Genomic DNA, 25,621 nt, shown 5'->3' with positions numbered 1-25,621 from the left:
CCGGCCCGGCAACAAGGAGTAAAGCATGAGCTGGCTCGAAAAACTGCTTCCGGCAAAGATCCAACACACCGACCCCAGTGAGCGCCGCAGCGTGCCCGAAGGGCTGTGGATCAAGTGCCCCAGCTGCGAGAACGTTCTCTACAAGACCGACCTGGAGCACAACCAGAACGTCTGCCCCACCTGCGGTCACCACCACCGCATCGGGGCACGAGCCCGCCTGAATGCCTTCCTCGACGCCGAAGGCCGCTACGAAATCGGTCAGGAGGTCATCCCGGTCGATGCCCTCAAGTTCAAGGACAGCCGCAAGTACCCCGAACGCCTCAAGGAAGCCCTCGAAAACACCGGCGAGACCGATGCGCTGGTGGTCATGGGCGGTGCCGTGCACAGCATCAACCTGGTCGCTGCCTGCTTTGAATTCGACTTCATGGGCGGCTCGATGGGGTCGGTGGTCGGCGAGCGCTTTGTGCGCGGTGTCGAAAACGCCATCGAACAGAAGGTGCCCTTTGTCTGCTTCACCGCCACCGGCGGCGCGCGCATGCAAGAAGGCCTGTTGTCCCTGATGCAGATGGCCAAGACCAACGCGGCCCTGACCCGCCTGGCCAAGAAGGGCCTGCCCTACATCAGCGTGCTGACCGACCCGACCATGGGTGGCGTCAGCGCGGGCTTTGCCTTTGTGGGTGACATCGTGATCGCCGAGCCCAAGGCACTGATCGGCTTTGCCGGCCCGCGCGTGATCGAGTCGACCGTGCGCGTGACGCTGCCGGAAGGCTTCCAACGCGCCGAGTTCCTGCAGACCAAGGGCGCGGTCGACTTCATCTGCGACCGCCGCGAACTGCGCAAGACCGTGGCCAGCGCGCTGGCCATGCTGCAACGCCAGCCGGCCGACGCCGTGCTCTGAAGCACGGCCCTGCCCCCACCCCAAAGGCCCGTTCGGGCCTTTTTGTTTTTGACGCCCCCTCGGCCGGCGCCCTCCCCCCGAGCACGGGCCCAACCCACCCCCCACCATGACCCGCGACCCACTGGCGCCCGCCCCGGCGCCTGCAGCCCCCGACCTCAGCGCCCCGCCCGCCCCGACCTTCTGGCAGGCGCTGTGGTATTGGCTCAAGCTGGGCTGCATCAGTTTTGGCGGTCCTGCGGGGCAGATCGCACTGATGCATGAGGAGCTGGTGGAGCGGCGGCGCTGGATCTCGGAAAAGCGCTTTCTGCACGCGCTCAACTACTGCATGGTGCTGCCCGGCCCCGAAGCCCAGCAACTGGCCACCTACCTGGGCTGGCTGCTGCACAAGCGCTGGGGGGGCCTGGTCGCCGGGGGCTTGTTTGTGCTGCCGTCGCTGATCTTGCTGATCGGCCTGTCGTGGCTGTGCATGCGCTACGGGCACCTGCCACTGGTCAGCGGGCTGCTGTACGGCCTCAAGCCCGCGGTGATCGCCATCGTGCTGGCGGCGGCTTGGCGGCTGGGCCACCGCACCCTTCGCAACCGCTGGCTGCAAGGCCTGGCGCTGCTGGCCTTTGTGGCGATTTTTGGACTGCAGCTGCCGTTCCCCTGGATTGTGCTGGGCGCGGCGGCACTGGGCTGGCTGGGGGGGCGCTGGGTACCCGCCGCGTTTTCGGTGGGGGCCGGTGGACACGGCGCCGCAGCGGGAGCGTCCCCGCGCCCAGCCCTGATCGACGACGACAGCCCCACGCCCGCGCATGCGCGCTTCAGCGCACCCGGCCTGCTGCGCGTGCTGGGGGTGGGTTTGGCACTGTGGGGCGCGGCCATCGGCGGGCTGGCGCTGTGGCTGGGCTGGCAGGCCACGCTGACCCAGATGGCCTGGTTCTTCACCAAGGCGGCCTGGCTGACCTTTGGGGGGGCCTACGCGGTGCTGCCCTATGTGTTTCAGGGGGCGGTGACGGACTACCAGTGGCTGTCGGCGGCCCAGATGATGGATGGCCTGGCGCTGGGCGAGAGCACGCCCGGTCCGCTGATCATGGTGGTCTCGTATGTGGGCTTTGTCGGTGCCTGGAACCAGGCGCTGTACGGCCCCGAGGCGCTGCTGCTGGCCGGGGTGGCGGGGGCCCTGGTGGTGACCTTCTTCACCTTCTTGCCGTCGTTCATCCTGATCTTCCTGGGCGGCCCCTTCATCGAGTCCACGCACGGCAAGCTGGGCTTCACCGCTCCGCTGACGGGCATCTCGGCAGCGGTGGTGGGCGTGATCCTGAACCTGGCGCTGTTCTTCGCCTGGCACGGGCTGTGGCCTCAGGGCTGGGCCGGGCCCTTTGAGTGGCCCGCCGCGCTGATCGCGGCCCTGGCCCTGCTGGCCCTGGTGCGCTACAAAGCCTCGGTGCTGGCGGTGATCGCCGGCGCGGCCGTGGCGGGCCTGGCGGTCTGGCTGCCGCGCTGACGCCGCAGGCGCTCCGAGGCCCGTGCTGCGCCCCTCAAAAGCCCATCAGCACCGAGGTCTGGATGCTCGCCAGCACCATGAGGCCGATGTTCAACGCCACCAGCAGGGCCAAGGGGGCGAGGTCGACGCCACCGACCAAGGGGATCACGCGCCGGAACGGGCGCAGCAAGGGGTCGCACAAGCGCGCCAGCAGGTCGTAGACCGGGCTGTGGGTCTGCACCCAGGACATCACCGAAAACACGATCACCAGGCCGGTCAGCCCGGTCAAGGTCAGGCGCAGCAGGCCGAACAAGGCCAGCAACAGCACCGACACCGGGCTGGAATGCAGGCCGCTCAGCAGCCACAGCAGCACGTACTGCAGCAACTCGACCAGGAAGGCCCCCAGCACGCTGGACAGGTCCCAGCGGCCCACCGCTGGCACCACCCGGCGCAGCGGCATCACCAGCCAGTCGGACAAGGCGAACACCAGGCGCCCGATCGGGTTGCCAAAGGGCACGCGCTGGCGCTGCATGTAGCAACGCAGCAGGCAAGCGCCCCCGACCAGCCCGGCAAGGACATCCAACAAAAACGAGGCAATTTGGTAAAGCATGATCCCGGCACCATCCATCGCGGCGAGCAGGGCCGCGTCGGCGCCATTATCGGGCGGAAGCCGGCGCCCCCAGGCGGCCTGGGCCCACCCTGCGCCAGGACTTTCTGCGCTTCATCAGACACCGGACGCCCCACAGGCGCAGCAAAAAACTAAAATAGCGGGTTTGGCCACCCCGTGGCCCCACTTTCGCCCCACCTCCCGGCCTGTTCACAGGGCCGGTCACCGACCCTTTTGCCCATGTCTGACCACCAAAACGCCACGCCAGCCCACGCAGCCTCCGCCCAGGACGACAACCAGTTGATCGCCGAACGCCGCGAGAAGCTCAAAGCGCTGCGCGAAGCCCAGGCACGCGGCGAAGGCGTGGCTTTCCCCAACGACTTCAAGCCCGGTCACCATGCCGACGCCCTGCACGCGGCCTATGGCCATTCCGAAGCCGAAGGCCTGGAAGCCCAACCCGTGACCGTCAGCGTGGCGGGCCGCATGATGCTCAAGCGCGTCATGGGCAAGGCCAGCTTTGCCACCGTGCAGGACAGCACGGGCCGCATCCAGCTCTACGTGACGCGCGACGCCATGGGCGACGAAGCCTATGCCGCCTTCAAGCACTGGGACCTGGGCGACATCGTGGGCGCCGTGGGCACCCTGTTCAAGACCAAGACCGGCGAGTTGTCGATCAAGATCACCCAGCTGCGCCTGCTGACCAAGAGCCTGCGCCCGCTGCCGGACAAGTTCCACGGCATGAGCGACCAGGAACAAAAGTACCGCCAGCGCTACGTCGACCTGATCACCGACGAGCACGCCCGCAAGCGCTTCGCCGCGCGCAGCAAGGCGGTCAGCGGCATCCGCGAATTCATGGTCCAGCACGGCTTCCTGGAAGTCGAAACCCCGATGCTGCACCCCATCCCGGGCGGCGCCAACGCCAAGCCGTTTGTGACCCACCACAACGCGCTGGACCAGGAGATGTACCTGCGCATCGCACCGGAGCTGTACCTCAAGCGCCTGGTGGTCGGCGGCTTCGAGCGCGTGTTCGAGATCAACCGCAACTTCCGCAACGAAGGCATCTCGGTGCGCCACAACCCCGAGTTCACGATGATGGAGTTCTACGCGGCCTACTGGAACTACCAGGACCTGATGGGCTTCACCGAAGCCCTGATCCGCGACGCGGCGCAAAAGGCTGTCGGCACGCTGCAGCTGACCTACCAAGGCAAGCCGGTGGACCTGGCCCAGCCCTTTGAGCGCCTGACCATCCGCGAAGCGATCATCAAGCACACCGCCGACGCCCAGGTGGACGATGCCGCCTGGTTGATCCAAAACCTCAAGAAGCTGGGCATGAACGAAGAAAAGGACAAGCTGTCCACGCGCAGCCTGGCCAGCCTGCAGGTGCTGTTCTTCGAAGAAACCGTCGAAGAAAAGCTCTGGCAGCCGACCTTCATCATGGAGCACCCGACCGAAATCTCGCCGCTGGCCCGTGCCAACGACGCCCGCCCCGAAGTGACCGAGCGCTTCGAGCTCTACATCACCGGCCGCGAATTCGGCAACGGCTTCTCCGAGCTCAACGACGCCGAGGAACAAGCCGCCCGCTTCCACGCCCAGGTGGCCGCCAAGGACAGTGGCGATGACGAAGCCATGTTCTACGACCACGACTTTGTGCGCGCGCTGGAGTACGGCCTGCCCCCCACCGGCGGCTGCGGCATCGGCATCGACCGCTTCATGATGCTGCTGACCGACAGCCCCAGCATCCGCGACGTGATCCTGTTCCCGGCCCTGCGCCGCGAAAGCTGAAGCGCGCCACCACCCGCCCCCGCCCCCTCAAAAGGGCGTGGGGGCGTGAAAAGCTCGGTGTTCAGCCCAGAAATTTCACCGGGGTGACCTGAAATCCGCCTAGCATGGCGTTTTCTGAACGATTGCTTGAAGCGAGATCGAACATGCCCCTCTCCTACGGAAGCCCGTTCACCGTGCTGGTCGTGGACGACCAGGAAGCCATCCGATCGGCCCTGACCCTGGAGTTGCGCCAGGTGGGGGTGCAGACGGTGTGGCAAGCCGGCTCGGGCGAAGAAGCGCTGGAAGTGTTCAGCGCCAAGCGCCCGGACCTGGTGCTGCTCGACATCCGCATGCCGGGCCATGACGGTTACTGGACCGCGCAAAAGATCCGCGACGCGGAGCCCGGCAACTGGACCCCGATCATCTTCCTGTCCGGCATGGACCGCGACGAAGACCTGTGGCGGGGCATCGAGGCCGGTGGCGACGACTACCTCGTCAAGCCCGTCACCCCCACCGTGCTGGCGGCCAAGCTGCGCGCCATGCAGCGCCTGCTGGGCATGCAACGCCGCCTGGTGGCGGTGACGGAGGAACTCAACCTCGCCAACCAGAAGCTCAACGAGCTGGTCGAACGCGACCCGCTGACCGGCCTGGTCAACCGGCGCGGCATGGACCGGCTGCTCTACACCGAGATCCGGCAAGCCAAGCGGGACCGCAAGCCGCTGACGCTGATGCTGTGCGACATCGACCACTTCAAGCGCTACAACGACAGCGCGGGCCACGTGGAGGGTGACATCTGCCTGCAGCGCATCTCCAACATGCTGGGCCAAATCTGCAAGCGCCCGTCCGATGTGGCGGCGCGCTACGGTGGTGAGGAGTTTGCGTTGATCCTGCCCGACACCCCAAAATCAGGCGCCATGACCTTCGCGCGCGCCCTGACCCAGATGCTGAGCAGCCTCAAGCTGCCACACCCGGACTCGCCGACGGGCCCATTGGTGACGCTGTCCGGGGGCATCACCACCTGTGTGCCCGACGACAGCACCAGCCCCGAAACCCTGATCATGCGGGCCGACGAAGCGCTCTACGCGGCCAAGGCCCAGGGGCGCAACCGCTTCTTCAGCTTCGAGTTCCAGCTCGACACCATCGAACAACTGCAAGGCTGAAAGCCGACAAGCCAGTCGGCCGAACGGTCAGGGGGCACCTGCCGGACCGGCGCCATGGCCTGCGCCGCCGGGGCGCACCACCGCCGGGTGGCACGCCATCAGCGGCGCACGCAATCAGGGCGTGAACGACACGCTGACCTGCCCGAGCACGCCGAAATCGGCGTCGACGCGGTCGCCCGCCATGATCTCCAGCGGCGGCATGCAAGTGCCGGTGGTGACGATCTGGCCCGCAGCCAGGGTCAGGCCCAAGGCCGACAGCTCATTGACCAACCAGGTCAGCGCGCGCCGCGGGTCACCCAGCACATTGGCCCCGATGCCGCCACGCTGGTAGGCGCGGGCCGGGCCTGTGACCTGCGCCTGCACACGGTGCTGCGACAGGTCGAGCGCGCGCCAGGGCACCGGGACCTGCGGGCCCCACACAAACTCGTGGGCACAGGCGTTGTCGGCGATCAGCCGGGCCTCACCCGCGCTCACAAAATCGGCCCAACGGGCGTTGGGCACTTCCAGGCCCAGGAACAACGCGTCCACGGCGGCCATCACCTCGTCTTGCGCGTAGGCCTGCTCACGGGGCGGCAGGTCCACCCCCAGGCGAAAAACAAACTCCGGTTCGGCCACTGCCATGCGGTTGGACCCCATCGACAGGCTGGCGCCATGGGCGTGCACCCGCTCGGCCAACAAACGCCCGGCCAGGGGGCCGCTGACCCCGATGTGGCGTTGCCCGGCTTCGCTGGTGGCGGCGATCTTCCAGCCCACGGCGGGCCGAGCACTCGCGTGGCGGGCCAGCGCCGCCTGCACGGCATAGCCCTGCGGGCGGTCGACCGGCGCCCCATCGGCCAGCACATGGGCCGGCCAGGCGCCCAAGGGCTGGCCGCTTTGCCAGTGGCTGAGCAGGCATTGGGCCGCCGTGTCGGGGTTGAAAGCAAGGGACATGGTCACACTCCAAGGTCAAAACCGCGGGGCCCCCGAGCGGGGCCGCCGACCGCGCCAGGTGATACCTAAGCCATCAGGGCAACAGGGCCAGCGCCTGCTGGTAGGCGGGCTGCAGCATCAGCTCGTCCCAGGTTTGCGGCAGGGTCTGCGGCAACAGGGCCAGGCGCCGCGATTCGCTGTCCACGCTGGGTTGCCATTGACCGGCCGCGCGCGCCGCTTCCAGCCCCGCCAGAAGCTCGTCCACGGCCTCGCCCTGGCCCAGGCTCTGGTTGCACAGCAGCACCAGGTCACAACCCGCGTTCAAGGCGGCCACGCCGGCCTCGGTGTAGCTGACCACGCGGCCGTCCAGGCGGCGTGCCCCTTCCATGCTGAGGTCGTCGCTGAAGATGGCCCCGTCAAAGCGCAGTTGGCGGCGCAGGATGTCTTGCAGCCAACGGCTGGAGAAACCCGCCGGCCGGGCGTCCACCTTGGGGTAGATGACATGGGCCGGCATGACGCTGGTCAGGGTGCTCGACAACCAGGGGTACGGCGCGGCGTCATCGGCCAGGATGGCCTTGAGGCTGCGCTTGTCGACCGGGATCTCGGTGTGCGAGTCGGCCTTCACAAAGCCGTGACCTGGGAAATGCTTGCCGCAGTTGGCCATGCCAGCCTGCAGCAGGCCCTGCATCAGGCTCTTGGCCAGCAGGGTGACGACGCGCGGGTCGCGGTGGAAGGCGCGGTCGCCAATCACCCCGCTCTCGCCCCAGTCGAGGTCCAGCACCGGGGTGAAGCTGAAGTCCACGCCGCAGGCCCGCAGCTCGCTGCCCAGCACATAGCCGGCGGCGGTGGCCGCATTGGTGGCGGCCATGGCGCCCGCGCCCGGCCCGCCCTTGCCGTCCTGCAGCCACAGCTCGCCAAAGGCGCGCATCGGCGGCAGGTGGGTGAAGCCATCGGTGCGGAAGCGCTGCACGCGCCCGCCCTCGTGGTCGACGCAGATCAGCAGGTCGTCCCGCACCGCCTTGATGGCGCTGGCCAGGGCCAGCAACTGGGCCCGGTTCTGCCAGTTGCGGGCAAACAGGATCACACCGCCCGTCAGCGGGTGGGCCAGGCGACGGCGATCGGCAGCACTCAGTTCGGTGCCAGCCACATCGAGGATCAGGGGTGCGTGTTCAGTCATGGTCTGAAAGAAGGAAAAGGTGAAAACAGAGGGGCGGGCCAAGGTCTCAGGCTGGGGCGGAGCCGGCGTTGGCGTTGGCGTTCGCGTTGGCGTTGGTCGCAGGGTCGTGCTCCACCACCACAAAGCTGGCCGCGTAGTCGGTCTCATCGGTCACGGTGACATGGGCGCGCAGGCCACGCGCTTCGAACCAGGTCTTGAGCTCCCCGTGCAGCACGATGACCGGCTGGCCACTGGGCAGCTTGGCGATCTCGCACGAGCGCCAGGTCATGGGCATGCGCATGCCCAGGCCAATCGCCTTGCTGAAGGCCTCCTTGGCCGAAAAGCGCGTCGCCAGGTAACGCAGCCCCCGCTCGGGCCAGCGCTCGGTGCGCTCGTGCCAGGTCTTGAGTTCACCGGCCGACAACACGCGCTCGGCAAACCGGTCGCCGTGCTGGGCCAGGCTGGCCTGGATGCGGCGCACATCGCACACATCGGTGCCGATGCCATAGATCATGGGCGGCTCCGATCGGCTCAGGCGGGCTGGGCGTCGCGGATGCAGCGCAGGTAGTCCTGCACAGTGGCGCTGTAGCCCAGCTCCAGCGCGTCGGCGATCAGGGCGTGGCCGATCGACACCTCCTGCACCCCGGGCACGCCGCGCAAAAAGGCCGTCAGGTTGTCACGCGACAGGTCGTGCCCAGCATTGATGCCCAGGCCCACCGCCTGCGCCGCGCGCGCGGTGGCCGCGAACTGGGCCAGCACCGCGGCCTCGTCCGGGGTGCCGTGGGCGCGGGCCCAGGACTCGGTGTAGAGCTCGACCCGGTCGGCGCCCAGGGCGCGGGCGGCGGCCATGGCCTCGGGCACCGGGTCCATGAACAGGCTGACGCGCACCCCCAGGGCCCGGGTTTCCTCGATCAGCGGGCGCAGGCGCTCCGCATCCTGCGGGAAGGTCCAGCCGTGGTCGCTGGTGAACTGACCTTCGCTGTCGGGCACAAATGTGGCCTGGTGGGGGCGCAGGGTGCGCACGAAGTCCATCAGGTTGTGGAACGGGTTGCCCTCGATGTTGAACTCGGCCTGCGGCCATACCTTGAGCAAGTCGGACAGCTCGTGCACGTCGCCGGCGCGCACATGGCGCTCGTCCGGCCGCGGGTGCACGGTGATGCCCGCGGCCCCCGCTTGCAGGCACAGGGTGGCGGCCCGGCTCACACTGGGGATGCCCAGGTGGCGGGTGTTGCGCACCAGGGCGACCTTGTTGAGGTTGACCGACAGCGCGGTGAGCGGTGAGGTGGCAGAGGTCGCTTGGTTCATAGATTTTGCAAATCGATCATGAGTTGCCGCGTGCGCAGCGAACCGCAATGGTAGTGGAGCAGCGCTCGCAATTGGGGCTTGAGTTCGGCCGCGCGCTCAGCCGTGGCCAGCAGGGTCGGGGCCAAGGGGGGCTCTTGCTCGAGCGCGGCCTGCAAGGCCTGCCACCAGGCCCCCGGCAAAGCGCCGCGGTCCTGGGCCCGCGCCTCGCGCAAACCGCCTTCGGCCACCAGCACATAGTGGCTTTGTGACCGCAGGGGCGACAAGGTGGCCGTCTGCGCGTCGAGGGCCGGCAGCAGCCCCACCTCGCGCAACAGCACCAGTTCGAAGGCACGCAACACGGGTTGCAGGGCCTCGCCATGCTCGGACGCCAGCACGCGCACCACGGCGGCATAGGCGTCAAACAGACCGGGGTGGGGATCGTCACGCGCCAGCAGGCGCATCAACAACTCGTTGAGGTAGTAGCCCGACAGCAGCGCATCGCCCACCGGCATGATGTGCCCCCCGACCCAATCGGCCCCCTTGAGGGTGTGGATCTCGGCGTTCTCGTCGGGCGAGAGGCTGTAGCTCAGGCGCAGCGGCTGCAAAGGCAGCAGCACCGGGCGGAAGTTGGAGCTGGGCCGCTTGGCCCCCTTGGCCACCAGGGCCTGTCGACCGTGGCGGCGCGTGAACACCTCCAGGATCAGGCTGGACTCGCTCCAGTCGTAGCGGTGCAGGACAAAGGCCGGCTCGTCGGCGATGCGCTTGGTCGCCATGGTTCAGACCGCCCCACGCGGGTGCGGGGGGCTGGACTGCCGCCGCAGGGTGTCACTCGTAGCCAAAGCTCCGCACCCGGGCTTCGTCATCGGCCCAGCCGGAGCGCACCTTGACCCACAACTCCAGGAACACCTTGGCGTCCATGAGCTTTTCCAGCTCTTGACGGGCCTCGGTCCCGATGCGCTTGAGGCGCTCGCCCTTGTCGCCGATCACCATGGCCTTGTGGCCATCGCGCTCCACCACGATGGTGGCGGAGATGCGCACCATGCGGCCGTGGTTCTTGCTCTTTTCTTCGTCGAACTTGTCGATCACCACGGTCGAGGTGTAGGGCAGCTCATCGCCGGTGAAGCGGAACAGCTTCTCACGCACGGTCTCCGAGGCCAGGAACTTCTCGCTGCGGTCGGTCAGCTCGTCTTCGGCGTAGAACCAGGGCTGCTCGGGCAGGTACTTTTCGCAGATGCCGAACAGGCGCTCGATGTCCCCTTTGTTCTTGGCCGACATGGGTACGAACTCGTTGAAGGGGTGGCGTTCCTGCATGCTCTTGAGCCAGGGGGCCAGTTCGGCGCGGCGGTTCACCGTGTCGAGCTTGTTGGCCACCAGCAGCGCGGGGATGCCCGGCTTCAGCAGGGACAGCACCTTGGCGTCGGCCAGCGTGAAATTGCCGGCCTCGACCACGAACAACACCAGGTCCACGTCGCCGATGGCGCCCATGACGGTCTTGTTGAGCGACTTGTTCAGTGCCGTGCTGTGGCGGGTCTGGAAACCCGGCGTGTCGACAAACACGTACTGGGTCTGGTTCAGGGTCCGGATGCCCGTGATGCGGTGGCGCGTGGTTTGCGCCTTGCGCGAGGTGATGCTGATCTTTTGCCCCACCAGGGCGTTGAGCAGCGTCGACTTGCCGACGTTGGGTTTGCCAACGATGGCGATCACGCCGCAGCGCTGACCTTCCACCGACGTGGCCGCGGCCGGTTTGGCGGCGGCCAGCATGGCTTCCAGATCGAGTTCGGTACCCGCTACAGGCTTGCTTGCTTCATTCATTTTTGGGTCGCTTTCAGGGTGAGCAGCATGGCTGCAGCAGCGGCCTGTTCACCGGCGCGCCGGGATCCCCCAATGCCTCGCTCGGTCAGGCCCAGTTCGGGGATTTCGCACTCAACGTCGAAGGTCTGGCGGTGTGCCGCACCGGTGGTCGCGACCACGCGGTAGGTCGGCACTTTCATTTTGCGACCCTGCAACCACTCCTGCAAGCCGGTTTTGGCGTCCTTGCCCATGGCTTGCATTTGGGGGTTGATCTCCACGCCTTGGAACAGGCGGTGCACCAGGGCTTCGGCCGGGCCATAGCCTGCATCCACGAAGACGGCGCCCAGCAGGGCCTCCAGGGCGTCGGCCAGGATCGAGGGGCGTTGCTGCCCGCCCGAGCGGGTCTCGCCCTCACCCAGGCGCAGCACGCTGGGCAGGTCCAGGCCCAGGGCCAGTTGGTGCAGGGTGTCTTGCTTGACCAGGTTGGCGCGGGTGCGGGACAGGTCGCCCTCGGCCAGGGCGCCCAGGCGCTGGTACAGCAAACCGGCCACGGCCAGGTTGAGGACCGAGTCACCCAGGAACTCCAGGCGCTCGTTGTGGTCGGCCGAAAAGCTGCGGTGCGTGACCGCCCGCTGCAGGAGTTTCGGGTCGGAGAATGTGTGTTGCAGCCGCTGCTGCAAACTTTGAAGTCGAGGGTCCACCTAGTTGGTCTGTGCGCTGTATTTCATGACCAGGTACGCTGGCCCGACGAGGTGAATCTCACGGCTGTAGGCAAAACCCACCACCACTTTCTCACCCACTTTGCGAATGTCCAGGTCCTTGCCGGCGATCGAGCTGATGTCGTCAATGGCCGCGGCCCGGTCGAAAATTTGCTGGATTTCCAGCACGGTCGAGCCCACCTTGGCGCGCTCGATGGCCTTCTTGGCCGCGGTGTATTCGATCGCGGTGGGCACCACCTGGGCCATCACCACCATGACGAACACGATCAGCACCGACACCAGCACCAGGCTGATGAAGGACAAACCGCGTTGCGAAGAACGCAGGGCTTGGAAGGACGGTTTCATGGATGCACTCCTCCTGCTCTGGGGCACTTGATCGCTCAATTGAAAGAACCGATGCGCTTGAGGTTGCCGAAGTTCATCCAGACAAAGAAGGCCTTGCCGACGATGTTGCTGTCCGGCACAAAGCCCCAGTAACGCGAATCGAGGGAATTATCGCGGTTGTCACCCATCATGAAATAGTGACCTGCAGGGACTTTGCAGCGCACGCCTTCGATGCTGTACTGGCACTGGTCCTTGAACGGGAAGTTGTCCACGCCGGGCACGAAGGCCGGACGATCGGGGTCGTTCAGCAGGCGGTGCGGGTGCGCACCCAGCTGCTCTTCAAACTGCTTGAAGTAACGCACCGCGTCTTCGTCAAAGAAGTCCGGCAGGGCCGAGGTGGCCACCGCTTGACCATTGATGGTCAGGCGCTTGTTGAGGTAGGCCACTTCGTCACCAGGCACCCCGACCACGCGCTTGATGTAGTCCAGCGACGGCTTGGGCGGGTAGCGGAAGACCATCACGTCGCCGCGCTGCGGGGCATTGCCTTCGGTGATCTTCTTGTTGATCACGGGCAGGCGGATGCCATAGGTGAACTTGTTGACCAGGATGAGGTCGCCCACCAGCAGGGTCGGGATCATCGAGCCCGAGGGGATCTTGAACGGCTCGAACAAAAAGGAACGCAGCACGAACACCGCAGCGATGACCGGGAACAGACCCGCGGTCCAATCCAGCCACCAGGGCTGCATCAGCAGCTTGCCCTTGGCGTCCTCGACGTCACCGTCGACCTGCTGGATGCCCATGCGGGTCAGCTCGTCGCGGCGTTGCTGCTGGGCCGCCTCAATGGCTTGCGCCGCCTGGCGACGGCGCGGCAGGAAGTACAGGCGCTCGGCCACCCAGTAGGCCCCGGTCACCGCAGTGGCCAGGAACAGGAGCAGCGCGAAGTTGCCTTCGATGCCACCGATGTTGAGGTACCAGGCCCCCACATAGGCGGCAAAACCCGCCAGGATCAGGGCCGTGACGGTGGACATGATGCTCATCATTCTTCCACCTGCAGAATGGCCAGGAAGGCCTCTTGCGGCACTTCAACGGAGCCGATTTGCTTCATGCGTTTCTTACCTGCCTTCTGCTTCTCGAGGAGCTTGCGCTTGCGGGTGATGTCCCCGCCGTAGCACTTGGCCAGCACGTTCTTGCGCAGGGCCTTGATGGTTTCACGCGCGATGATGTTGGCACCAATCGCGGCCTGGATGGCGACGTCAAACATTTGACGGCTGATGATCTCGCGCATCTTGGCGGCCACGGCACGGCCGCGGTACTGCGCCTGGGTGCGGTGCACGATGATGGACAGTGCATCGACCTTTTCGCCGTTGAGCAGGATGTCGACCTTCACCACATCGGAGGCGCGGTATTCCTTGAACTCGTAGTCCATGGAGGCGTAGCCACGGCTGACCGATTTGAGCTTGTCGAAGAAGTCGAGCACGATCTCGCCCAGCGGCATTTCATAGGTCAGCATGACCTGGCGACCGTGGTAGGCCATGTTCAGTTGCACGCCGCGCTTTTGGTTGGCCAGCGTCATGACGGCCCCCACATAGTCCTGCGGCATGTAGAGGTGCACGGTCACGATCGGCTCGCGAATCTCCTGCATGCGGCCCTGGTCGGGCATCTTGGCGGGGTTCTCCACCATGATGACCTCGCCATCGCCCTTGACCACTTCGTAGACCACGCTGGGCGCGGTAGTGATCAGGTCCTGATCGAACTCGCGCTCCAGGCGCTCTTGCACGATTTCCATGTGCAGCAGACCCAGGAAGCCGCAACGGAAGCCAAAGCCCAGCGCTTGCGAGACTTCAGGTTCGAAGTGCAGCGACGAGTCATTGAGCTTGAGCTTCTCGAGGCTGTCGCGCAGCGAGTCGTACTGATTGGCCTCGGTCGGGTACAGACCGGCAAACACCTGGGGCTGGATTTCCTTGAAACCCGGCAGGGCTTCGCTGGCCGGGCCCAGGTTGTTGGGCAGCTTCTTCTCGAGCGTGATGGTGTCGCCGACCTTGGCGGCCTGCAGCTCCTTGATGCCCGCGATGATGTAGCCCACCTCGCCCGCCTCGAGCGAGTCGCGCGGCACGTTGGTGGGGGTGAAGACGCCCAGGTTGTCGGCGTTGTAGACGGCGCCGGTGGCCATCATCTTGAAGCGCTCGCCCTTGCCCAGGCGGCCGTCGACCACGCGCACCAGCATCACGACCCCGACGTAGGTGTCGAACCAGCTGTCCACGATCATCGCGCGCAGCGGCGCAGTTGGGTTGCCCTTGGGCGGCGGGATGCGGGCCACCACGGCCTCCAGGATGTCCTCGATGCCCATGCCGCTCTTGGCCGAGCAGGGGATGGCGTCGGTCGCATCGATGCCGATCACGTCTTCGATTTCGGCCTTGGCGTTGTCGGGATCGGCCTGCGGCAGGTCCATCTTGTTGAGCACCGGCACCACCTCGACGCCGAGGTCCAGCGCGGTGTAGCAGTTGGCCACGGTTTGGGCTTCCACGCCTTGCGAGGCATCGACCACCAGCAGCGCGCCTTCACAGGCGGACAGCGAACGGCTCACTTCGTAAGAGAAGTCAACGTGGCCCGGGGTGTCGATCAGGTTCAGGTTGTAAACCTGGCCATCCTTGGCCTTGTAGTGCAGCGCAGCGGTCTGCGCCTTGATGGTTATCCCACGCTCTTTTTCGATGTCCATCGAGTCGAGCACCTGGGCCTCCATCTCGCGCTCTTCCAGGCCGCCGCAGCGCTGGATCAAGCGGTCTGCCAACGTTGACTTGCCGTGGTCGATGTGGGCAATGATCGAGAAATTTCTGATGTGATTCATCAACGAGAACGCTTAAGTAATTGAATTGTCTGGGGGAGACCCAATAAAAAAGGGCGCGTCTGATAGCGACGCGCCCTGAACCAACAATCTATGGCAACTGCGATAGTTGGAGCTTCATTGTAGGCAAAAAGCCTGGGACGTACAGCCCGAAAAAGACCAAAACCAGGACGTTGCAGCGCAGCAACAGCAAACTTATGCACAACTTATCAACAACTGCAGTTGATGAGTTTCTGGACAACTTGTGGGTGATCTGTGGATCAGTGGCGACCCATCGGTCTGCATCCCGCATCGTGGTTTTTGGTCTTCTCGATATGCCAAAGCGCATCGGTCAACAGCCTGCATTCTACCCAAATGAGGAATTAACCCCAAAAGTAGTGAGTAAGTACAAACTTAGTGAAAAATTGGTTTTGCTTTCAAAAAAAGTCAGCCTGTCCCGCCCATCGGGGCCCGATGGTGCGGTGCACCCGGGTCGGCTGGGCGGCCTGAAGCCAGCCCCACCCGCCCCAAGGGGACACCGCACACGGGCTCAGGTCAGCGGGCGGGTCGGATGGCGGCGAACTGGGTCCATTCGCCGCGGCGGAACAGCACGCTGATGGTCTTGCTGCGGTCGGCCTTGGCCAGGGCCGCTTCGAACTCCTTGACCGAACCCACCTCGGCGTTGGCGATGCCCAGGATGACATCCCCCTCGCGCAAACCGGCACGGGCTGCAGCCTCACTGGCGGCATCGATGCGCACGCCGCCCTTGAGCTTGAGCTCTTTCTTCTGAGCAGCGGTCAGGTCACTGACCACCAGCCCCAGCGACTGTCCCGCGGCCGACGCCTTGGGCTTCTCTTCGCGGTCGGCCGCCTTGCGGGCGCTGACCTCGGGTTCGATCTCTGCGATGGTGATGGCCAAGTCCTTGTTGGACCCACGGCGGAACACCGTGATCGTGCTCTTCGAGCCTGGCTTGGTGTTGCCCACCAGGCGCGGCAGGTCAGCGCTCTTTTCGATGGCCTTGCCATCGAAGCGCACGATGATGTCACCGGGCTCAATGCCGGCCTTGTCGGCGGGCGAGCCGGTTTCGACACCGCGCACCAGCGCCCCCAGCGCCTTCGGCAGGCCCAGTGACTCGGCGACCTCCTTGCTGACCTGATCGATCTGCACCCCGATGCGGCCACGCGACACCCGGCCATTGAGGCGCAGTTGGTCGCTGACGCGGATGGCCTCGTCGATCGGGATCGCGAACGAGATGCCCATGAAGCCGCCCGAGCGCGAGTAGATCTGGCTGTTGATGCCCACCACCTCGCCGCGCATGTTGATCAAGGGGCCACCCGAGTTGCCCGGGTTGATGGCGACATCGGTCTGGATGAAGGGCAGGTAGTCCCCGGTGTCGCGCTGCTTGGCGCTGACGATGCCTGCGGTGACGGTGTTCTCGAGGCCGAACGGCGAGCCGATCGCCATCACCCATTCGCCGACCTTCAGACGCGCCGTGTCGCCCAGCTTGACGGCTGGCAGTCCGGTGGCGTCGATCTTGACCACGGCCACGTCGGTGCGCTTGTCGGCGCCCACGATGCGGGCCTTGAACTCACGCTTGTCGGTCAGGGTGACCACCACCTCGTCCGCATCCTCGACCACATGGGCATTGGTCATGATGAAGCCGTCGGAGGTCAGCACAAAGCCCGACCCGACACCGCGCGGTTGGGCCTCTTCGTCCTGCTGCGGGCGCTGCTGGCGCGGCCCCTGGCGTGGCATGTTGGGCACCGGCAGACCAAACCGGCGGAAAAACTCGAGCATGTCCTCGTCCACACCGCCCCCGGCCGGGCCCCGGCTGGAGGCCTTTTCCAGGGTGCGGATGTTGACCACCGAGGGCCCTACCTGCTCCACCAGGTCTGTGAAGTCAGGCAGCGCGCGTGCCGCGTTGGCAGACTGGGCTTGGGCTACCTCGATGGGCAGCAGGGTGATGGCCGACGTCGCAGCCATGGCGATGGCCAGCGCCCCCAGGCGCAGGCGCTTCCAACAGACGTTGTGCATCATGGACCTTTCAGAGATCAGATCGTCAAACGGGATGAGATAGAACAAGAACGAAACGGCCGCACGGTCGGCCGCCCTCGCAGCCGACATGGGGACTTACTTGCGCCGCTCAAGGTTCTGAGCGAACAATTTCAGCGTGGCCTGCGGGACCTCGCCCACCATCGTCAACCACCAGTCATTGCCCCAGCGGCGGGCCAGCGTTTGCGTGGCCCCCATGGACACCTGCACCTCGTCCTGCGGGTGCGGCTGACGGTCGTAAGGCTCGATGAACAGCGACACCGTCGCGAGGCCATCCGAGAACGTCCACTGCAAGGTGGGCGCGGGGGCCGGCCCCGGGCCAACCACCGTGGGGTTGCCCTGACTGCGCCGGTAGCAGCTGACGGGCTGAAAACCCGCGACCGGGCTCTTCAAGGCCCAGCCTTCTTGCTGCGGCGTGGTCTTGACCAACTCGGCGTGCTCCACTTTGTAGCCGCTGGTGTTGTTCATCATCTGGGCCAGCTTGTCCATCTTGACGTTGGCGTCCAGGTCGAGTTCAGAGAACGCGGCTTGCTCCAGCACCTTGCCGTCGGCGTCCAGGGTCTGGATCTTGATCGCCAGGCCGGACTTCTTTTCGCTCCAGATGCGGTAGCCGTAGCGCAGGTTGTCCTTGGGCTGGATGTGCACCACATCCGCGTCAAAGCCCGCCACCCGGTCGACAGCACCCGACTGGGCCTGGTACAGGGCCGCCAGCGCGGGGTCGCCCGCGCGCTTGAGGTTGGGGAACAGGCCCAGCGACTCCCGCTTTTCGGAACGGGCCACGCGGGCGTCGGGCAAGAAGGTGATGACCTGGTCGTTGCGCCGGAAGGTGGACCGCGCCGGTCCCGTCAACGCATCCACCCGCTCCATTTGCAGGTCGCCCTCACAGACATGCCAGATGCGGGAGCTGTACATGTTGCCCGCGCCGGACATGACCACGAACGTGCCCACATAGTTGCGGCGACTGGAGGCACTGTGCAAGCGCAGCAGCCATTGGTTGAGGTCGCGGTCCGGCACGGGGGCGGTGACCGGCGGCGGCGTGGTGCCTGCCATCGAGAACGGGGCGCCACTGATGGGCGGCGGCGCCGGAGGCGTGCTACCGGCGATGGAAAACGGTGACGCCGGCGCCGGCGCTGGACCTGACCAAACCGCTGCGGGCCAGCTCAGCACCCCGGCGCCCAGCAGGCAGGCGGCGCGCCAGGCGCAGCCTTTCAACAACGGACTGATCATCACCGGCCCTCGCCTTCGAAGGTCGCGTTGCGCAGAAAGCCTGTCGGCATCTGCAAGGCCGAGCTGCCGCCCGCTTGCTTGTGAGCGGCCAGCAATTCATCGAGACGCGGGTCGCGCAGCATCACGGCGCGCTCACCGCTGGACAAGGCCACGGCTTGCTGCACATTGCCCGAACGCAGTTCAGGGGCCTGCGCCAGCTGCGGCGCGGTGCCGATCGGCGCCTGGGTGGTGAGCAGGGCCCAGCCCACAGCGGCCACCGCGGTGACAGTGGCCAGACCGGCCACCATGCGCCAGCGGAACACCGGCTGGTTGGCCGCCTCCTGGCGCGGCACTTGAATCTGCAACGGGGGGTTGACAGGGGCCACCGGCAGCACCGGGGGCTCGATCACTTCGTCTTGCAAGCGCACCCGCAGCCGGGCCAGGAAATCAGGCGCCAAATCACTGCCAGGGGCCTCGGTGTCGTCCCATTCACCGCGCAGGACCTCACGGCTCAGGTGGTAAGCGTCCCAAGACTGCAGGGCGTCGTCGTCGCCTTCCAACTGCGCGAGCGCGCGTGCCAATTCCGCCGAGTCAAGCTGACCATCGATCAAGTCAGAAACCAGTTCGCGGTTTTCAAGCTGTCTGTCCATATGCAATCCCATGATTCATCACCAACGTTTGCCGCTCTGATTGGTCAGCAGGGGCTTGACCTTGGCCGAAATGGCTTCGCGGGCCCGGAAAATGCGGGACCGCACGGTGCCAATTGGGCAGTTCATCACCTCGGCGATGTCTTCGTAACTCAGGCCTTCGATCTCTCGCAAGGTCACGGCGTGCCTCAAATCTTCAGGCAAGGCTTCCATGGCCGCGTTCACCGCCGCCCCGATTTCCTTGGCCGCGAGCACCGTTTCTGGGGTCTCGTCTGTGCTTAGTTCGTTTTCGACCCGAGAAGTTTCATCCTCTTCGTCGCGGCCGCGCAGAGCGCTTTCATTCATCACCGGGTTGCGGCGCAAGTCGACCAGGGCCTTCTTGGCCGTGTTGACGGCGATGCGGTAGAGCCAGGTGTAGAACTGAGCGTCACCGCGGAACTGGTGCAGGGCCCGGTAGGCGCGGATGAAGGTCTCTTGCACCACGTCATCCACCAGGTCCGCGTCGCGAACCATGCGGGCCACCAAACGGGCCACACGGCGCTGGTACTTGATGACCAGCAGCTCAAACGCCCGCTGATCGCCCGCCACGGTGCGCTGCACCAGCAACAGGTCGCTGCCTTCGGGGGCCGTGCTGGGTTCAGTTAGGGAGGTGGTCATGAAATCTAGGGAAGGCCACAGGCTCAGGAACGAGGCGACCGCGTCGGCGGTCGGGTGGCAGCGCGCGAATATACCGCACAGCGAAGCGCATGCCAGCGTGATGGCGCTTGCGCGCGCTCCAGAAAGAACCAGCGTTGCGGGCCCCGGGCGGCCGAGGCCGGCCAGGCCAGCAGCAAACAAAACTGGGCGTCGAGCAGCACGCGCAAAGGCAGTTCGCCATGCAGTGGCTGACCCGACAAGGGCGTGAAAGACCAGGCTTCACCGTCCCAGGCCAGCAGCCCGGTCGGGGCCCGCCGCAGCTCACACCCTGCCCAGGCGCCCAACACCAAGGTCAGCAACGCGCCGGCCAAAGGCCCCAGCCAATGCACCCCGGACTGCGCGAACCACAGCCCCTGCACCCCCAAGGCAAAGCCGCACCAAGCCCACCCCACCTGGCGCAGCAGACGGGACGGCTCTACAGCAAAAGAAACGGCAGGGGCGCCATGCCTCAACATGCGCTGCCTGCCGTGGTGTACGGGTGCCCGGAGTTCAATCGGACACCCAAGGGTGGGGCATCAAGCCAGTCGCTTGAAAACCAGGGTCCCGTTGGTGCCGCCGAAGCCGAAATTGTTCTTGACGGCCACGTCAATCTTCAGATCCCGAGCCTCATTGGCGCAGTAATCCAGGTCGCATTCGGGGTCCTGGTTGAAGATGTTGATGGTCGGCGGGCTCTTCTGGTGGTAAACCGCCAGCGCGGTGAACACGCTTTCGATGCCACCGGCGCCACCGAGCAAGTGCCCGGTCATGGACTTGGTCGAGTTGACCACCGTCTTGTAGGCGTGATCGCCCAGGGCCGCCTTGATGGCGTTCGATTCGTTGGCATCGCCCAGCGGGGTCGAGGTGCCGTGGGCATTGAGGTAGTTGACCTGATCGGGATTGACGCCCGCATTGCGCAACGCCATCTCCATGGAGCGGCGCGGGCCGTCCACGTTGGGGGCGGTCATGTGGTAGGCGTCGGCCGACAGACCAAAGCCGCTCAGCTCGGCATAAATGCGGGCACCGCGGGCCTTGGCGTGCTCGTACTCTTCGAGCACCAGCACCCCGGAGCCTTCGCCGAGCACAAAGCCGTCGCGGTCCTTGTCCCAGGGGCGGGATGCGGTCTTGGGGTCGTCGTTGCGGGTGGACAGTGCACGGGCGGCGGCGAAACCACCGATGCCCAGCGGGGACACCGTGGACTCGGCGCCACCGGCCACCATCACGTCGCAATCGCCGTACTCGATCATGCGGGCCGACAAACCAATGGCGTGCAAGCCCGTGGTGCAGGCCGTGACCACGGCGATGTTGGGGCCCTTGAATCCATACTTGATGGACACATGGCCGGAAATCATGTTGATGATCGAGGCCGGCACGAAGAACGGCGAAATGCGGCGCGGGCCGCGGTTCGTCAGTTCAGCGTGGGTTTGCTCGATCATCGGCAGGCCGCCGATGCCCGCACCGATGTTGCAACCGATGCGAACCGCCTGCTCATCGCTCAGGGCGTCGCCCGTGGGCAAGCCGGAATCCGCCACCGCCTGAATGGCGGCTGCCATGCCCAAGTGGATGAAGCGGTCCATGTGGCGCGCTTCTTTTTCGGGCATGTACTGGGTGACATCAAAGCCTTTGACCTCACCCGCGAACTTGCAAGCGTAGGCGCTGGCATCGAAAGCGGTGATGAGATCAATGCCAGACTGACCAGCCAGCAGGTTGTTCCAGGACTCGGCAACCGTATTGCCTACCGGGCTGACACAGCCCAGGCCAGTGACGACGACGCGACGACGGGACATATGAAAATCTCAGTTTGGCCGGACGTCATGCGCCGGCGGTCGGTGACAGGCCAAGACAGACCCGAAGACCCGTCCCGCCCGCACATGAAAGGATGTCAGACCAGTCCGACAGGACTTCAGGCCTTGTGGTGCGTGTTCGCGTAGTCGATCGCGTTTTGCACCGTGGTGATCTTCTCGGCGTCTTCGTCCGGAATCTCGATGCCGAACTCGTCTTCCAGCGCCATCACCAGCTCGACCGTGTCCAGAGAGTCAGCGCCCAGGTCGGCCACGAAAGCCTTTTCGTTGGTGACTTGAGACTCTTCCACGCCGAGTTGTTCGGCGATGATTTTTTTGACACGTGCTTCGATATCGCTCATGGTTCCCTCTGAGGGTTGTAAAAAGATCCGTGATTTTAGCCGCCTCGGGCAAACATTCCCGAAGCAATCGCCGCACGGACCAAACGACTTTAATTTGCAGACTTCTTACATGTACATGCCGCCATTGACATGCAACTCCTGGCCGGTCACGTACGCGGCCTGCGGCGAGGCCAGGTAAGCGACAGCGTGAGCGATGTCGGCAGGGCGACCCAGGTGGCCCAAAGGGATCTGGGACAACAGTGCTTTTTGCTGCTCTTCAGGCAGCGAAGCAGTCATGTCGGTGTCGATGAAACCGGGCGCCACACAGTTCACCGTGATGCCTCGGCTGCCCAGCTCGCGGGCCAGCGCACGGGTCATGCCCGCCACGCCCGCCTTGGCGGCGGCGTAGTTGGCCTGGCCCGGGTTGCCCGAGGCGCCCACCACGCTGGTGATGCTGATGATGCGGCCATAGCGCTGCTTCATCATCTGGCGCATCACACCGCGGCTCATGCGGAACACCGACTTCAGGTTGGTGTCCAGCACCGCATCCCAATCGGCGTCTTTGAGGCGCATGGCCAGCATGTCGCGGGTGATGCCGGCGTTGTTCACCAGCACCTGCAGACCGCCGTGCTCCTTGACGATGCGATCGATCAGGGCCTCCACGGCCTCGCCGTCGTTGACGTCAAGGCGCGCGCCTTGGCCACCCAGGGCAGCCAGCGTCTCGCCAATGCGTGCGGCACCGTCGTCGGTGGTGGCGGTGCCGATCACCTTGAGGCCACGCTGGGCCAGCTCGAGCGCGATGGCGGCACCAATGCCGCGCGAGGCGCCCGTCACCAGGGCCACCTGGCCCGCAAATTGAATTTCACTCATGCCAACAATCCTTTGGTTTCTGCCAGGGTGGCCGGGTCCAGCACCACAGCCCCCACCAGTTCAGCGTCAATGCGCTTGGTCATGCCCGCCAACACCTTGCCCGGACCACATTCAACCAGGGTGTTGACACCCCGGGCCTTGATGGCCTGAACGCACTCGACCCAGCGCACCGGCTGGAAGGCTTGACGGTACAGCGCGTCGCGAATGCGGTCGAGATCGGTCTCCACCAGCACGTCCACATTGTTCACCACCGGGATCTGGGGCGCGGCCAGGCTCAGGCCCGCGAGTTTCTCACGCAGCTTGTCGGCCGCCGGCTTCATCAAGCTGGAGTGAAACGGCGCCGACACCGGCAGCGGCAGTGCGCGTTTGGCGCCCTGGGCCTTGAGGTGTTCACAGGCCTTCTCGACACCCGCCTTGGTACCGGCGATCACAGTCTGCATCGGGTCGTTGAAGTTGACCGCCTCGGCCACTTCGCCCGAGCCCGCGCCGAAGGACTCGGTGACCTCCAGGCAGCCAGCACGCACCTTGGCCGAATCCATGCCCAGGATGGCCGCCATCGCACCCACCCCCACCGGCACCGCCTCTTGCATGGCCGCGGCGCGGAAGCGCACCAGCGGTGCAGCCTGGGCCAGGGTCAGCACCCCCGAGGCCACCAGGGCCGAATACTCGCCCAAGGAATGCCCCGCCACGACGGCCGGTTGCAGCCCCGTCTCGGCGATCCAGGCACGGTAGGCGGCCACGGCCGCCACCAGCATCACGGGCTGGGTGTTGGTGGTGAGGGCCAGGGCCTCCTTGGGACCGGCATGGATCAGGGCCGCGACATCCTCACCCAAGGCATCGGAAGCCTCTTGCAAGGTTTGCAGAACAGCGGGGTGGTCACCCCAGGCATCCAGCATGCCCACAGACTGGGAGCCTTGACCCGGGAATACAAATGCAAATGAAGTCATGGTTGTTGGGAGGGTTCAATCAGGAAACCAGGCGCGCCACTCAGCCTTGCCCTGCCGGCACCTGCCGCTCGATCGCAGCCAGGTGAGGCAGTCGCTGCCAGCGTCGCCCACCAAAGCGCGGCCCCGTGCCGGGCCCGCGCCCTCAGTCGTCAGTACTGCACCAGCACCGCACCCCAGGTGAAACCGCCGCCGACGCCTTCGAGCATCAGGGTCTGGCCCCGGTGGATGCGACCCGAACGCACGGCCGAATCCAAGGCCAGCGGGATCGAGGCGGCCGAGGTGTTGCCATGCTGGTCGACGGTGACGACGACCTTGTCCATGGACAGCTTGAGCTTGCGCGCCGTGCTCTGCATGATGCGGATGTTGGCCTGATGCGGAATCAGCCAATCGATGTCCGCATCGGTCTTGCCAGCCTTGGCCAAGGTGGCACGGGCGGCTTCTTCGAGCACGCCCACCGCCAGTTTGAACACGGCCTGGCCGTCCATCTTGAGCAGCGGGTCACCGAGGACGTTGCCGCCCGAGACATGGCCCGGCACGCACAAGATGCCCACATGCTTGCCGTCGGCGTGCAGGTCGGTGGCCAGGATGCCCGGCTGGTCCGAGGCTTCGAGCACCACCGCGCCCGCGCCGTCACCGAACAAGACGCAGGTGGTGCGGTCCTTGAAATCGAGCAGGCGCGAGAAAACCTCGGCCCCCACCACCAGGGCGCGCGTCGCCGCACCGCTCTGGATCATGGCGTCGGCCACCGTCAGCGCGTACACAAAACCGCTGCAAACCGCCTGCACATCAAAGGCCGCAGCCCCCGCGTTGCCAAGCTTATGTTGCAAGATGCAAGCCGTTGACGGAAAAACCATGTCCGGCGTCGAGGTGGCGACGATGATCAGGTCGATTTGCGAGGCCTCAAGACCTGCGGCCTCAAGGGCCCGCTGTGCGGCCTGCAAGGCCAGGTCGCTGCTGCCCACCTCGGGCGCAGCGAAGTGACGCGCCCGGATGCCCGTGCGCTCCACAATCCACTCGTCTGAGGTTTCAACGCCCTGCGTGGCCAACTCAGCGGCCAGGTCAGCGTTGGTGAGTCTGCGCGGAGGCAGGTAACTGCCGGTGCCGGCAATGCGCGAATAACGTCTCATGGTGCTGGGGTGCCCGCCGTGCTGGCGTCCGGTTCACCCGACGCAGGCACCAACAGCGGGGCAGCGCGGGCAATGCGGACCTTCACACGGTCGAGCAGGTTGTTCCGAGCCGCATCATACGCCCGGTTCAAAGCCTGCTCGAAAGCGAACTCGTCGGCCGAACCGTGGCTCTTGAACACCAGTCCGCGCAGGCCCAGCAAGGCTGCGCCGTTGTAGCGACGGTAGTCCATTCGCTTTTTGAGGGACGATAAAACCGGATATGCGCAAATAGCGGCGATTTTCGTGAAGATGCTCCGCGAGAACTCTTCCCGCAGGAAACCCACGATCATGAAGGCCAACCCTTCGGTGGCCTTCAGGGCCACATTGCCGACAAAGCCATCACAGACCACGATCTCGGTCGTGCCCTTGAAGATGTCATTGCCTTCGACGTTGCCATAAAAGTTGAGGTCACCCGACTGCCCGGCCGAACGCAGCAGCTCGCCCGCCCGCTTGATGACGTCGTTGCCCTTGATGACTTCTTCGCCGATGTTGAGCAAACCAACCGACGGGGTGTCGTTGTTCTTGAGCACCGACACCAGGGCCGAACCCATGACCGCGAACTGCAGCAAATGTTCGGCCGTGCAGTCGACATTGGCCCCCAGGTCCAGCACGGTGGTGGCCTGCCCCTTGCCGTTTGGCATCAGCGCCGCGATGGCCGGGCGATCGATGCCGTCCAGGGTTTTGAGCAGGTAGCGCGCAATCGCCATCAGGGCACCGGTGTTGCCCGCCGAGACCGCTGCCTCGGCGCGGCCATCCTTGACCTGCTGAATGGCTACTCGCATCGAGGAGTCTTTTTTCTTGCGCAGCGCCACCTCGACGGTGTCATCCATGCCCACCACCTCGGTGGCCGGCAGGATTTCCGCGCGCTCGTGGGTCCAGCCACCCATGGCTTCGGGCTTGCCCACCAACAGCAGGCGGGCGTCCGCGTGCTGATCCAGAAAATGCCGGCAAGCAGCCAGCGTGACACGGGGACCGTGGTCGCCCCCCATGCAATCAACAGCCAGTGTGATCATTCAGAGCTCAATCAACCGCTTGCACGGTCTC

26 protein-coding genes are annotated in these 25,621 nt (G+C 65.5%); 4 read left to right on the top strand and 22 right to left on the bottom strand.

Annotated elements, in window-relative coordinates:
- The first annotated feature begins 25 nt into the window (after nt 1-25).
- Together accD and chrA are read left to right on the top strand one after the other, a co-directional pair.
- Nucleotides 26-898, top strand: coding sequence for an acetyl-CoA carboxylase, carboxyltransferase subunit beta (gene accD / locus PSQ40_RS08040; RefSeq protein WP_273927236.1), 873 nt, complete (start codon nt 26-28; stop codon nt 896-898).
- Between the two features lie 106 nt (nt 899-1,004).
- A complete protein-coding gene (gene chrA, locus PSQ40_RS08035) occupies nt 1,005-2,384 on the top strand; it encodes a chromate efflux transporter (RefSeq protein WP_273950424.1) in 1,380 nt (459 codons plus the stop codon).
- Between the two features lie 34 nt (nt 2,385-2,418).
- Here chrA and PSQ40_RS08030 read toward each other — a convergent pair whose 3' ends face one another.
- A complete protein-coding gene (locus PSQ40_RS08030; protein WP_273950422.1) occupies nt 2,419-2,973 on the bottom strand; it encodes a YggT family protein in 555 nt (184 codons plus the stop codon).
- Between the two features lie 237 nt (nt 2,974-3,210).
- Here PSQ40_RS08030 and lysS point away from each other — a divergent pair, with 237 nt between their 5' ends.
- Nucleotides 3,211-4,752: a lysine--tRNA ligase gene (gene lysS, locus PSQ40_RS08025; protein ID WP_273950420.1), complete on the top strand. Its 1,542-nt coding sequence runs from the start codon at nt 3,211-3,213 to the stop codon at nt 4,750-4,752.
- 143 nt (nt 4,753-4,895) lie between these two features.
- A complete protein-coding gene (locus PSQ40_RS08020) occupies nt 4,896-5,891 on the top strand; it encodes a GGDEF domain-containing response regulator (protein WP_273950418.1) in 996 nt (331 codons plus the stop codon).
- Nucleotides 5,892-6,005: 114 nt separating this feature from the next.
- Here the strand turns inward: PSQ40_RS08020 and PSQ40_RS08015 are convergent, their stop codons facing one another.
- The 21 genes from PSQ40_RS08015 to plsX all read right to left on the bottom strand — a co-directional run bounded on the left by PSQ40_RS08015 (nt 6,006) and on the right by plsX (nt 25,590).
- Nucleotides 6,006-6,821 carry a 2-keto-4-pentenoate hydratase gene (locus PSQ40_RS08015; protein WP_273950417.1) on the bottom strand — a complete coding sequence of 272 codons (816 nt, stop codon included), beginning with the start codon at nt 6,819-6,821 and terminating at the stop codon, nt 6,006-6,008.
- Between the two features lie 73 nt (nt 6,822-6,894).
- Complete coding sequence (gene nagZ, locus PSQ40_RS08010; RefSeq protein WP_273950416.1) at nt 6,895-7,977, bottom strand: beta-N-acetylhexosaminidase; 1,083 nt, start codon at nt 7,975-7,977, stop codon at nt 6,895-6,897.
- 46 nt (nt 7,978-8,023) lie between these two features.
- The gene (gene acpS, locus PSQ40_RS08005; protein ID WP_273950413.1) at nt 8,024-8,470 is read right to left on the bottom strand and encodes a holo-ACP synthase; all 447 of its coding nucleotides are present in this window, start codon (nt 8,468-8,470) and stop codon (nt 8,024-8,026) included.
- A gap of 17 nt (nt 8,471-8,487) precedes the next feature.
- Nucleotides 8,488-9,261 (bottom strand): pyridoxine 5'-phosphate synthase, encoded by a 774-nt coding sequence (locus tag PSQ40_RS08000; RefSeq protein WP_273950410.1) that lies wholly within the window; start codon nt 9,259-9,261, stop codon nt 8,488-8,490.
- On the bottom strand, nt 9,258-10,013 hold the full coding sequence (gene recO, locus PSQ40_RS07995; protein WP_273950408.1) for a DNA repair protein RecO: 756 nt from the start codon (nt 10,011-10,013) through the stop codon (nt 9,258-9,260). Before recO ends, PSQ40_RS08000 begins: the two co-directional genes overlap by 4 nt.
- A 52-nt stretch (nt 10,014-10,065) precedes the next feature.
- Nucleotides 10,066-11,052, bottom strand: a complete 987-nt coding sequence (gene era, locus PSQ40_RS07990) for a GTPase Era (RefSeq protein WP_273950406.1) — start codon at nt 11,050-11,052, stop codon at nt 10,066-10,068.
- The gene (rnc, locus tag PSQ40_RS07985; protein ID WP_273950404.1) at nt 11,049-11,732 is read right to left on the bottom strand and encodes a ribonuclease III; all 684 of its coding nucleotides are present in this window, start codon (nt 11,730-11,732) and stop codon (nt 11,049-11,051) included. The genes era and rnc overlap by 4 nt, the downstream gene beginning before the upstream one ends.
- The gene (locus PSQ40_RS07980; RefSeq protein ID WP_273950402.1) at nt 11,733-12,095 is read right to left on the bottom strand and encodes a DUF4845 domain-containing protein; all 363 of its coding nucleotides are present in this window, start codon (nt 12,093-12,095) and stop codon (nt 11,733-11,735) included. It lies immediately after the preceding gene.
- A 35-nt stretch (nt 12,096-12,130) separates the two neighbouring features.
- Nucleotides 12,131-13,111 (bottom strand): signal peptidase I, encoded by a 981-nt coding sequence (gene lepB, locus PSQ40_RS07975; protein ID WP_273950400.1) that lies wholly within the window; start codon nt 13,109-13,111, stop codon nt 12,131-12,133.
- Nucleotides 13,111-14,919 carry a translation elongation factor 4 gene (gene lepA, locus PSQ40_RS07970; RefSeq protein ID WP_273950398.1) on the bottom strand — a complete coding sequence of 603 codons (1,809 nt, stop codon included), beginning with the start codon at nt 14,917-14,919 and terminating at the stop codon, nt 13,111-13,113. The genes lepB and lepA overlap by 1 nt, the downstream gene beginning before the upstream one ends.
- 531 nt (nt 14,920-15,450) lie before the next feature.
- The gene (locus PSQ40_RS07965; RefSeq protein ID WP_273950397.1) at nt 15,451-16,932 is read right to left on the bottom strand and encodes a Do family serine endopeptidase; all 1,482 of its coding nucleotides are present in this window, start codon (nt 16,930-16,932) and stop codon (nt 15,451-15,453) included.
- 93 nt (nt 16,933-17,025) lie between these two features.
- Entirely contained in the window at nt 17,026-18,174 is a 1,149-nt protein-coding gene (locus tag PSQ40_RS07960) for a MucB/RseB C-terminal domain-containing protein (RefSeq protein ID WP_273950394.1), read from the bottom strand.
- Nucleotides 18,174-18,803 (bottom strand): sigma-E factor negative regulatory protein, encoded by a 630-nt coding sequence (locus PSQ40_RS07955; RefSeq protein WP_273950392.1) that lies wholly within the window; start codon nt 18,801-18,803, stop codon nt 18,174-18,176. Before PSQ40_RS07955 ends, PSQ40_RS07960 begins: the two co-directional genes overlap by 1 nt.
- Nucleotides 18,804-18,821: 18 nt before the next feature.
- Nucleotides 18,822-19,457 carry an RNA polymerase sigma factor RpoE gene (rpoE, locus tag PSQ40_RS07950; RefSeq protein WP_273950390.1) on the bottom strand — a complete coding sequence of 212 codons (636 nt, stop codon included), beginning with the start codon at nt 19,455-19,457 and terminating at the stop codon, nt 18,822-18,824.
- A 23-nt stretch (nt 19,458-19,480) separates the two neighbouring features.
- Nucleotides 19,481-19,888: a hypothetical protein gene (locus PSQ40_RS07945; protein ID WP_273950388.1), complete on the bottom strand. Its 408-nt coding sequence runs from the start codon at nt 19,886-19,888 to the stop codon at nt 19,481-19,483.
- 123 nt (nt 19,889-20,011) lie between these two features.
- Nucleotides 20,012-21,259, bottom strand: coding sequence for a beta-ketoacyl-ACP synthase II (gene fabF, locus PSQ40_RS07940; protein ID WP_273950385.1), 1,248 nt, complete (start codon nt 21,257-21,259; stop codon nt 20,012-20,014).
- A 116-nt stretch (nt 21,260-21,375) separates the two neighbouring features.
- Nucleotides 21,376-21,615 carry an acyl carrier protein gene (acpP, locus tag PSQ40_RS07935; RefSeq protein WP_019575021.1) on the bottom strand — a complete coding sequence of 80 codons (240 nt, stop codon included), beginning with the start codon at nt 21,613-21,615 and terminating at the stop codon, nt 21,376-21,378.
- A 105-nt stretch (nt 21,616-21,720) separates the two neighbouring features.
- Nucleotides 21,721-22,464 (bottom strand): 3-oxoacyl-ACP reductase FabG, encoded by a 744-nt coding sequence (gene fabG / locus PSQ40_RS07930; protein WP_273950382.1) that lies wholly within the window; start codon nt 22,462-22,464, stop codon nt 21,721-21,723.
- A complete protein-coding gene (gene fabD / locus PSQ40_RS07925; RefSeq protein ID WP_273950380.1) occupies nt 22,461-23,411 on the bottom strand; it encodes an ACP S-malonyltransferase in 951 nt (316 codons plus the stop codon). The genes fabG and fabD overlap by 4 nt, the downstream gene beginning before the upstream one ends.
- Nucleotides 23,412-23,560: 149 nt before the next feature.
- A complete protein-coding gene (locus tag PSQ40_RS07920) occupies nt 23,561-24,538 on the bottom strand; it encodes a beta-ketoacyl-ACP synthase III (RefSeq protein WP_273950378.1) in 978 nt (325 codons plus the stop codon).
- Nucleotides 24,535-25,590, bottom strand: coding sequence for a phosphate acyltransferase PlsX (gene plsX, locus PSQ40_RS07915; protein WP_273950376.1), 1,056 nt, complete (start codon nt 25,588-25,590; stop codon nt 24,535-24,537). Before plsX ends, PSQ40_RS07920 begins: the two co-directional genes overlap by 4 nt.
- Between the last annotated feature and the right edge of the window lie 31 nt (nt 25,591-25,621).

The sequence above is a fragment of the Curvibacter cyanobacteriorum genome, assembly GCF_028649475.1.
GTDB classification, from domain to species: Bacteria; Pseudomonadota; Gammaproteobacteria; order Burkholderiales; family Burkholderiaceae_C; genus Curvibacter; species Curvibacter cyanobacteriorum.
The sequence above is the reverse complement of the archived record's forward strand: the minus strand, read 5'-3'. Positions and strand labels throughout refer to the sequence as shown.

What these genes read in the sequence shown, in the direction of transcription:
- lysS (WP_273950420.1), top strand. Translation starts at nt 3,211, where the DNA reads ATGTCTGACCACCAAAACGCCACGCCAGCCCACGCAGCCTCCGCCCAG.
- PSQ40_RS08030 (WP_273950422.1), bottom strand. Translation starts at nt 2,973, where the DNA reads ATGCTTTACCAAATTGCCTCGTTTTTGTTGGATGTCCTTGCCGGGCTG.
- accD (WP_273927236.1), top strand. Translation starts at nt 26, where the DNA reads ATGAGCTGGCTCGAAAAACTGCTTCCGGCAAAGATCCAACACACCGAC.
- PSQ40_RS08000 (WP_273950410.1), bottom strand. Translation starts at nt 9,261, where the DNA reads ATGAACCAAGCGACCTCTGCCACCTCACCGCTCACCGCGCTGTCGGTC.
- fabF (WP_273950385.1), bottom strand. Translation starts at nt 21,259, where the DNA reads ATGTCCCGTCGTCGCGTCGTCGTCACTGGCCTGGGCTGTGTCAGCCCG.
- PSQ40_RS08015 (WP_273950417.1), bottom strand. Translation starts at nt 6,821, where the DNA reads ATGTCCCTTGCTTTCAACCCCGACACGGCGGCCCAATGCCTGCTCAGC.
- plsX (WP_273950376.1), bottom strand. Translation starts at nt 25,590, where the DNA reads ATGATCACACTGGCTGTTGATTGCATGGGGGGCGACCACGGTCCCCGT.
- rpoE (WP_273950390.1), bottom strand. Translation starts at nt 19,457, where the DNA reads ATGACCACCTCCCTAACTGAACCCAGCACGGCCCCCGAAGGCAGCGAC.
- era (WP_273950406.1), bottom strand. Translation starts at nt 11,052, where the DNA reads ATGAATGAAGCAAGCAAGCCTGTAGCGGGTACCGAACTCGATCTGGAA.
- fabG (WP_273950382.1), bottom strand. Translation starts at nt 22,464, where the DNA reads ATGAGTGAAATTCAATTTGCGGGCCAGGTGGCCCTGGTGACGGGCGCC.
- fabD (WP_273950380.1), bottom strand. Translation starts at nt 23,411, where the DNA reads ATGACTTCATTTGCATTTGTATTCCCGGGTCAAGGCTCCCAGTCTGTG.
- acpP (WP_019575021.1), bottom strand. Translation starts at nt 21,615, where the DNA reads ATGAGCGATATCGAAGCACGTGTCAAAAAAATCATCGCCGAACAACTC.
- PSQ40_RS07960 (WP_273950394.1), bottom strand. Translation starts at nt 18,174, where the DNA reads ATGATCAGTCCGTTGTTGAAAGGCTGCGCCTGGCGCGCCGCCTGCCTG.
- recO (WP_273950408.1), bottom strand. Translation starts at nt 10,013, where the DNA reads ATGGCGACCAAGCGCATCGCCGACGAGCCGGCCTTTGTCCTGCACCGC.
- acpS (WP_273950413.1), bottom strand. Translation starts at nt 8,470, where the DNA reads ATGATCTATGGCATCGGCACCGATGTGTGCGATGTGCGCCGCATCCAG.
- PSQ40_RS08020 (WP_273950418.1), top strand. Translation starts at nt 4,896, where the DNA reads ATGCCCCTCTCCTACGGAAGCCCGTTCACCGTGCTGGTCGTGGACGAC.
- PSQ40_RS07980 (WP_273950402.1), bottom strand. Translation starts at nt 12,095, where the DNA reads ATGAAACCGTCCTTCCAAGCCCTGCGTTCTTCGCAACGCGGTTTGTCC.
- lepA (WP_273950398.1), bottom strand. Translation starts at nt 14,919, where the DNA reads ATGAATCACATCAGAAATTTCTCGATCATTGCCCACATCGACCACGGC.
- chrA (WP_273950424.1), top strand. Translation starts at nt 1,005, where the DNA reads ATGACCCGCGACCCACTGGCGCCCGCCCCGGCGCCTGCAGCCCCCGAC.
- PSQ40_RS07965 (WP_273950397.1), bottom strand. Translation starts at nt 16,932, where the DNA reads ATGATGCACAACGTCTGTTGGAAGCGCCTGCGCCTGGGGGCGCTGGCC.
- lepB (WP_273950400.1), bottom strand. Translation starts at nt 13,111, where the DNA reads ATGAGCATCATGTCCACCGTCACGGCCCTGATCCTGGCGGGTTTTGCC.
- nagZ (WP_273950416.1), bottom strand. Translation starts at nt 7,977, where the DNA reads ATGACTGAACACGCACCCCTGATCCTCGATGTGGCTGGCACCGAACTG.
- PSQ40_RS07955 (WP_273950392.1), bottom strand. Translation starts at nt 18,803, where the DNA reads ATGGACAGACAGCTTGAAAACCGCGAACTGGTTTCTGACTTGATCGAT.
- PSQ40_RS07920 (WP_273950378.1), bottom strand. Translation starts at nt 24,538, where the DNA reads ATGAGACGTTATTCGCGCATTGCCGGCACCGGCAGTTACCTGCCTCCG.